We start from the raw sequence: 6,306 nt of genomic DNA, 5'->3' as shown, positions 1-6,306 counted from the left end.
GTCACCGGCTCCGCCGGCTTCACGAACCCTCGACCGACCGCCCCCGATCCGGGCCCCGGTCCCGGTCTCCCGACGTCCCTCCGGGCTCGCCGCCCGGCGCGGGCCGGGGTTTCGCCCCCGGGGCGCCGGGTACGCGGGAAGCCCGTCGCGCGCCCGGGAAGCCGGTTCCCCCGGGGCGAAACCCCGGGCGCCCGAAACGGCATCCCCTCCCGGGCCCGGGAGGGGCCACGCAGCGAGGAGGAGAACGGACCTTGGTCGAGCACCGCGAAGCCGTCGGCGGACGCGCCGCACCGTCCGCAGCACCCGTCCCGGCCGCGGGGGTGACCACGTGACCCCCGGCGTGGGAGAGCACCCCGCCGCACGTTCCTGGTGGATCGAGACCGCTCCCGGCTCCCCCCGGCCCACCCTGGCAGCGTCGGAACGGCCGCGGGTGGACACCGTGGTCCTGGGCGGCGGCATCGCCGGCCTGTGCACCGCCCGTGAACTCGCCCGCTCGGGTCACGAGGTTCTGGTCCTGGAGGCCGACCGCGTCGCCGCCGGGGTCACCGGCCACACCTCCGCCAAGGTGACCGCGTTGCAGGGGCTGCGCTACTCCGAACTGCGCGACCGACACGGGCCCGACACCGCCCGCCTGTACGCGGATGCCCACCGCCGGGCCGTGGAACGGGTGGCCGAGATCGCCGACGAACTCTCCGCCGACTGCGACCTCGTCCGACGTCCCGCGCTCACCTGGGCCGAGACCCCCGACACCGAGAAGGCCGTGCGGGCCGAGGCGGCGGCGGCCCGCGAGGCCGGTCTGCCGGTGACCCTGATCGAGGGGCCGGGGACGGGCGGCACCGGGCTGCCCTTCCCGGTGCGTGCGGCCGTCCGGTTGGACGACCAGATCGCCTTCCACCCCAGGGCGTGGCTGCTCGCCGTGGCCGAGGACATCGAACGCCACGGCGGACGGATCGTGGAGCGAACCCGCGCCGTGGAACTCCACGAGGGCGACCCCTGCCGGGTGGTCACGGAGAACGGAGCCGAGGTCACCGCCCGACACGTGGTGATCGCCACCCACTACCCCGTCTTCGACCGCGCGATGCTCTTCGCCCGGCTGGAGGCCGAGCGCGAGTGGGTGATCGCCGCCCGGATCCCGGTGGAGGCCGCCCCCTCCACCATGGCCCTCACCCCCGACCACGGCACCCGCTCGGTGCGCACCGCCCCGCTGCCCGGAGGCCCGGAGGACAGGTGCCTGCTGATCCTGACCGGCGAGAAGTTCCTGCCCGGCGACGGTCCGGTGACACCGCGCGTGCAACGGCTGGAGGCGTGGCTGCGGGAACGTTTCCCCGACGCGGAGGAGACCCACCGCTGGGCCACCCAGGACACCTTCGGCACCGACGGCGTCCCGTTCATCGGACCCTTCCACCCCGGCGCCCGGAACACCTTCGTCGCCACCGGCTTCAACGCCTGGGGCATGACCGGCGGCGTGGTCGCCGGGGACCTGCTGGCCGGACTGATCCGGGGCGACGAGGAGCCCCCGCCGTGGACGGAGATGCACGACCCCCGTCGACTGCACCCCATCCGCGAGGCCGGGAGCGCGCTGGGGCTGCAGGCCACCGTCGCCCGGCACTTCGTGGGCGACCGACTGCGCCCCGCCGAGGCGGACTCGGTGGACGACCTGGCCCCCGGCACCGGTGCCCTGGTCCGGGTCGGGGGGCGCAAGGCCGCCGTCTACCGCGACCCGGCGGGCACGGTCCACGCCCTCTCCGCACGGTGCACCCACCTCGGGTGCCTGGTGCGCTTCAACGAGGTCGAGACCGCCTGGGAGTGCCCCTGCCACGGTTCCCGGTTCGACGTCGACGGTTCGGTCGTCCAGGGACCCGCCACCAAGCCGCTGGAACCCCGGGATCTCGACGGCACCCCCGGAGCGGACGACGGGGATGACGAACCGGAAGGCCCCGAGTACCTCGACGAGCCCGGTCCCGGAGCCACCGACCGCGGATGACGCCGGTCGCCGTCGCGCCCGCCGACCCCACCCGCCATCGGTCGGCAACGCCGTGCGCGGCGGCGCCGGGTCACCATCCGGGGGGCGCCCCCGTTCGGGTCCCAGCGTCGGACGGTGACCCGGCGGCCTCGACCACCGACGCCAGATTGCGCAGCATCCGGCGGTGCCGCTGTTGCAGCAGCGCCTCCGAGAGCGCGTTGTGCAGGCGCCCTCCCGGCCCGGTCAACGGATGCTCGTCCACGATCACGAGGGTGTCCGGGCCCCAGGGGCGGAGCTCCAGCGCGATCCGCGCGGTACCCAGTCGCCCGGCCTCCGCCTCCAACTCCAGCCGTCGCCGCGGTTCGCACACCCGCACCACCGTTCGTCCCGGGAGTCGCCACGGGCCCACCCCCACCTCGTAGCGCAACGCCGACCCGGGTTCGGGCCAGTCACCGTGCGAGGGACGGGCCTCCCGGGTACCCACCACCCAATCCGCGTAGCGCCGGCAATCGGAGAGCACCTTCCACACCACCGCCGGGGAACGCCTGATCAGCACCGGTCGCACCGCCATGTGGGCCTCCATTCCTCGGGGATCCTCGAATCCCGGTCACCGGCCGCTCCTCGGCCGGCCCCGATGGACGGCGTCTGCCCGTGCCGGCGGACGACAACCGGGTACCCGAGGGACACGGGGCCACTTCGGCGGCCCCGCGGACGCCGTCGATCGACCCCCGATATCGGGGATCGTCGGTGTGCGGTCGGGAGGAGACCGGGACCAGCGGGAGGACAGGCATGACCCCCTCATCGTTCGGAACGCGTCGAGGTGACGAGACGGGCACCGAGGGCCGACCGGGCCCCGGGGGGAGCCGCCGGGCGGACCGGAAACCCGGGGCCCGCCGGTCCGCCCGGCGCGGTGGGGGGCCGATCGGCGCCCTCGCGCTCCGGCCCGGCGAACCCTCACTGTGGCCGCTGGCCGCCCTCGCCGCCGTGGTGACGCTCCTGGCCCTCACCGGTGTGCTGCCCCGCTGGCCCGGCCTGGTGCACGCGGTGGCACTGCCCCCGCTGGACCTCTTCACCGACCTGCGAATCCTGCTGGCCCGGGCGCCCTCCCAACCGGTGTTCCTCGGCGGGCTGGTGCTCGCCCTGGCCGTACGGATCACCGTGCTGGCGGCACTGATACCCGGCCCCTGGCGGCGTCGACTGCGCTTCGCGGCCCTGTACCACCTCATCCTCCTCCTCCCGTTGCTGTTGGCGGCCCAACTGGACTTCATGGCCCAGGCCCTGCTGTACGCCCGGCTCTTCTGGGCCGCCATCGGGTTCCTGGCGGTGGTGTGGCTGCTCGCCGCGCCGGTGCCCTGGCAGAGCGCCCCGGAGGCCCCGCGGCTGCGGACCGCGCTCGCCCGCTCGTGGCGCCGGGCGCTGCGCGTGGAGGTGTTGCTGCCCTACATCGCGCTGCTGCTGGGCATCGGCGTACTCGCCGACCTGTGGCCCGGACTGATCCCCTTCCTGGTGCCGGTCTCTGCCGCCGTCACGGCCGGGGCGATCCTCCTGCTGCGCCGCCCGCCCAACGGTCGTCCGCTGTTGCGCGGCGCGGTGGGGGCGCTCGTGCTCGTCGTCCTCGCCGGCGTGTTCGTCGGCACCCGTACGGAGGCCGATCCCGGCCCGCGCCCCGACCCCCGTCCGGGTTCCATCATGCTGATGTCGGGGATCAACTCCGGGTCGGGGCGGGGCGCCATCTTCGAGACCGAGGTCGAGCGGTTGGGGTACGACTGCGCCCACACCTTCTACTTCTCCTACGCGGGGCCCGGGGACGGACAACCACGGGGCGTGGCGCGCTGTCCGATCGTCACCGGCGCCCCCTACGTGCCCGAGGACACCCAGCGTCCGGTGGCGGAACAGGTGGACGCCTTCGTCGAGCAGGTACGGGACCTGCCCCGACCGCTGGTGGTGGCCGCCCACTCGCACGCGGTGTGGATAGCCTGGCAGGCCATCGCGGAGGGACGGGCACCGCAGGTCGACGCACTGGTGCTGGTCGGTCCCTTCCCGGAGAGTCCGGTCGGATACCCGCCCGCGGGCGAGGACGCGACGGGGCGGGTGGCCGGGGATCTGCTGCGGATGCTGGTACCCGTGGCCGATCTGATGGACTTCCGCTTCGACGCCGACGCGCCGGCGGCCCTGGAACTCCTGGCCACCCCGAACGCCGCATCGGAGATCCTGGCCCAACCCCTGCCGGAGGACGTGCGGGTACTGAGCGTCACCTCGGCCACCGACCTGCCGCTGATGCCGAACGGGTGGCGATTGGCGGGGGGGAGCGTCGAGGCGGACGTGTGTCCGCTGCGGGTGCCCCACCCGTACCTGCCGATCAGGCCGGCCTTCACCCGTGAGGTGAACCGTTTCCTGGACGGCGAGCCGCCGATGCCCTGTCCGGTCTGGCGGGACTGGGGCGTGCCCCTTTCCCGACCGTTCGGCACACCACCGGACGAGGCGTGAGAGCCCCCGGTGTCCGGGGGCCACCCGCTCCCGCGGCGCGGGAGCGGGTGGCGAACCGCCCTTTTCGCCCATGGGGTGGGTGACACGCGCAAAGGGGTGATCCGGGAGGTTTCCCGCATTCCTCGACGGTAACCCGAACCACAACAGGTTCATCGGCCCCGACAAAGGACCGAATCATGGGCATCCCCCCGTTTCTCGCCGGCTTCGACTCCTCCTCCGGAATGTTGCGCGCCAACGCCTGCTTCCTGCGTGACGAACCCTTCACCGCCATGGGGGAGAGCAGGCTCCTGGAGGTCCCCATCACCGCCACCCGGCTGCTGCCGCCCCGTGTGCGGGAGAAGGTCTTCATCGGCAGCGGCGCCACGGAGACGATCTCGCCCAAGCGCATGGGACGGATCGACATGGAGGAGGTCTCCGAGTGGGTGGCGGAGGAGTACCCCCGACGCCGCTACCCGGCGGTCGCCGTCGGCTCCGCCTGCGGCGCGCTGACCCATCTGTGGACCGCCCTGGGCGTGCCCTGGCTCCCGCAGACCTTCCTGATCCCGGTGCGCCAGCGCGTCCATCCCGACGATCCGGGTGGCGCCATGTTCCGCGGCCTGGAACCGGGGGCGGAACTGGTGCGTCGCAACCCCGAGATCCAACTGCACCACATGCACGACGCCAACCAGGACCGGATGATGGTCCGCGCCCTGACCTACTTCCGGGTCAAGCGCCTGGAACTGGGGCCCACCTGGGAGCGCTTCCTGCTCGACCGCCTGGAGCCCGGCGGCACCATCATCGTCTCCGAGTGCGCCACCCGTTGGCGCACCACCCGGGTGGGACCACGCCACGTCTTCCAACACGGTGCCCTGGGCGGAGCCACCGAGGAGGAGTTCCACCACGGCGGCCCGCGGGTCGCGGAGTACCTGGAACGCTACGACTCCCCGGTGCGCCGTTGGTACGGACCCGAACCGGACGGCGACAGTCCCGAGGCCGAGTGGGGCTTCGAACCGGCGCTGCGCGAGGATATCGAGCGCTTCGCCCGGGCCAACGGTTTCCGGGTGCGCCGCGTGGTGTTCGACGAGCCGGAGGCTCCCAGCCCGCTGGTCGCCGACCTGTACCGGGACTGGTACGCGCGCCGTTCCCTCCCGACGAACCGACTGGCGGTGTCCTCCTTCATTCTCACCGAACCCCGGGCGACCCTCATGGCCGGGGCGGTGCCCTTCTGGATGAAGTTCAACACGGAGGTCTCCCACCGCGCACTGCGGGACTACCTGGACGCCGAACACCGCGAGCCGTTCGACGAGATCCTCCTCGGCCTCTTCCAGAACGGTGTGGAGGCGGTGGGGCTGACCACCATCGACGAGTGGCGCGACCTGCTCGGACGAGCCCACCGCAAGGGTCGTTTCCTCGGTCTGCGCACCCGGGCCCACCCCCGTGACCTCGCCCACTTCGTCCGCTACGGCGCCGCCCTGCGTCGCCTCCGGCCCCACCATCCCCTGCCGGAGCCGCTCACCCTCGAGGACCTCGATGACTTCCTGGAGCGGGCCCGGGAGGAGGACGAGGACCGCTACCCCGGCGTGCGGTTCGAGACGCTGCACGAGCCGGTGGGCAGCGGATCGCGGCGCCGCTGAGAGGCGGCCGGGACCCGCGGGCCCGCCGTCCCCCCTCCCGACGGGCGACCGGGTGGCCGGCGGGAGGGGAGCGCCGGAAAACGACCGGACACCCCGGAAAAGAAACCCCGAGTCGGGGGCGGGCCACGGCCCGCCCCCGACTCGTCCTCGACCCGTCCTCGACTCGGGTCCCGTCCTCAACCGCCTGTCTCTTATACAAATCTTCGAGCCCACCAAACTTGCATTTATCTCGTATGCCGGCTT

Annotated in this window: 4 protein-coding genes; 3 read left to right on the top strand and 1 reads right to left on the bottom strand. The window is 73.4% G+C overall.

What is annotated here, in order from left to right:
* The first annotated feature begins 328 nt into the window (after positions 1–328).
* A complete protein-coding gene (locus FNQ90_RS09365; RefSeq protein ID WP_323379858.1) occupies positions 329–1,984 on the top strand; it encodes an FAD-dependent oxidoreductase in 1,656 nt (551 codons plus the stop codon).
* 70 nt (positions 1,985–2,054) lie between these two features.
* Here FNQ90_RS09365 and FNQ90_RS09360 read toward each other — a convergent pair whose 3' ends face one another.
* Positions 2,055–2,534 carry an SRPBCC family protein gene (locus FNQ90_RS09360; protein WP_182605938.1) on the bottom strand — a complete coding sequence of 160 codons (480 nt, stop codon included), beginning with the start codon at positions 2,532–2,534 and terminating at the stop codon, positions 2,055–2,057.
* Positions 2,535–2,752: 218 nt separating this feature from the next.
* On the opposite strand from FNQ90_RS09360, the gene FNQ90_RS09355 reads away from it, so the two are divergent.
* On the top strand, positions 2,753–4,450 hold the full coding sequence (locus tag FNQ90_RS09355; protein ID WP_228470996.1) for a hypothetical protein: 1,698 nt from the start codon (positions 2,753–2,755) through the stop codon (positions 4,448–4,450).
* 176 nt (positions 4,451–4,626) lie between these two features.
* Entirely contained in the window at positions 4,627–6,063 is a 1,437-nt protein-coding gene (locus FNQ90_RS09350; protein WP_182605937.1) for a hypothetical protein, read from the top strand.
* Positions 6,064–6,306 lie beyond the last annotated feature (243 nt).

It is taken from the genome of Streptomyces alkaliphilus (assembly GCF_014141535.1).
Lineage (GTDB): Bacteria > Actinomycetota > Actinomycetes > Streptomycetales > Streptomycetaceae > Streptomyces > Streptomyces alkaliphilus.
The sequence above is the reverse complement of the archived record's forward strand: the minus strand, read 5'-3'. Positions and strand labels throughout refer to the sequence as shown.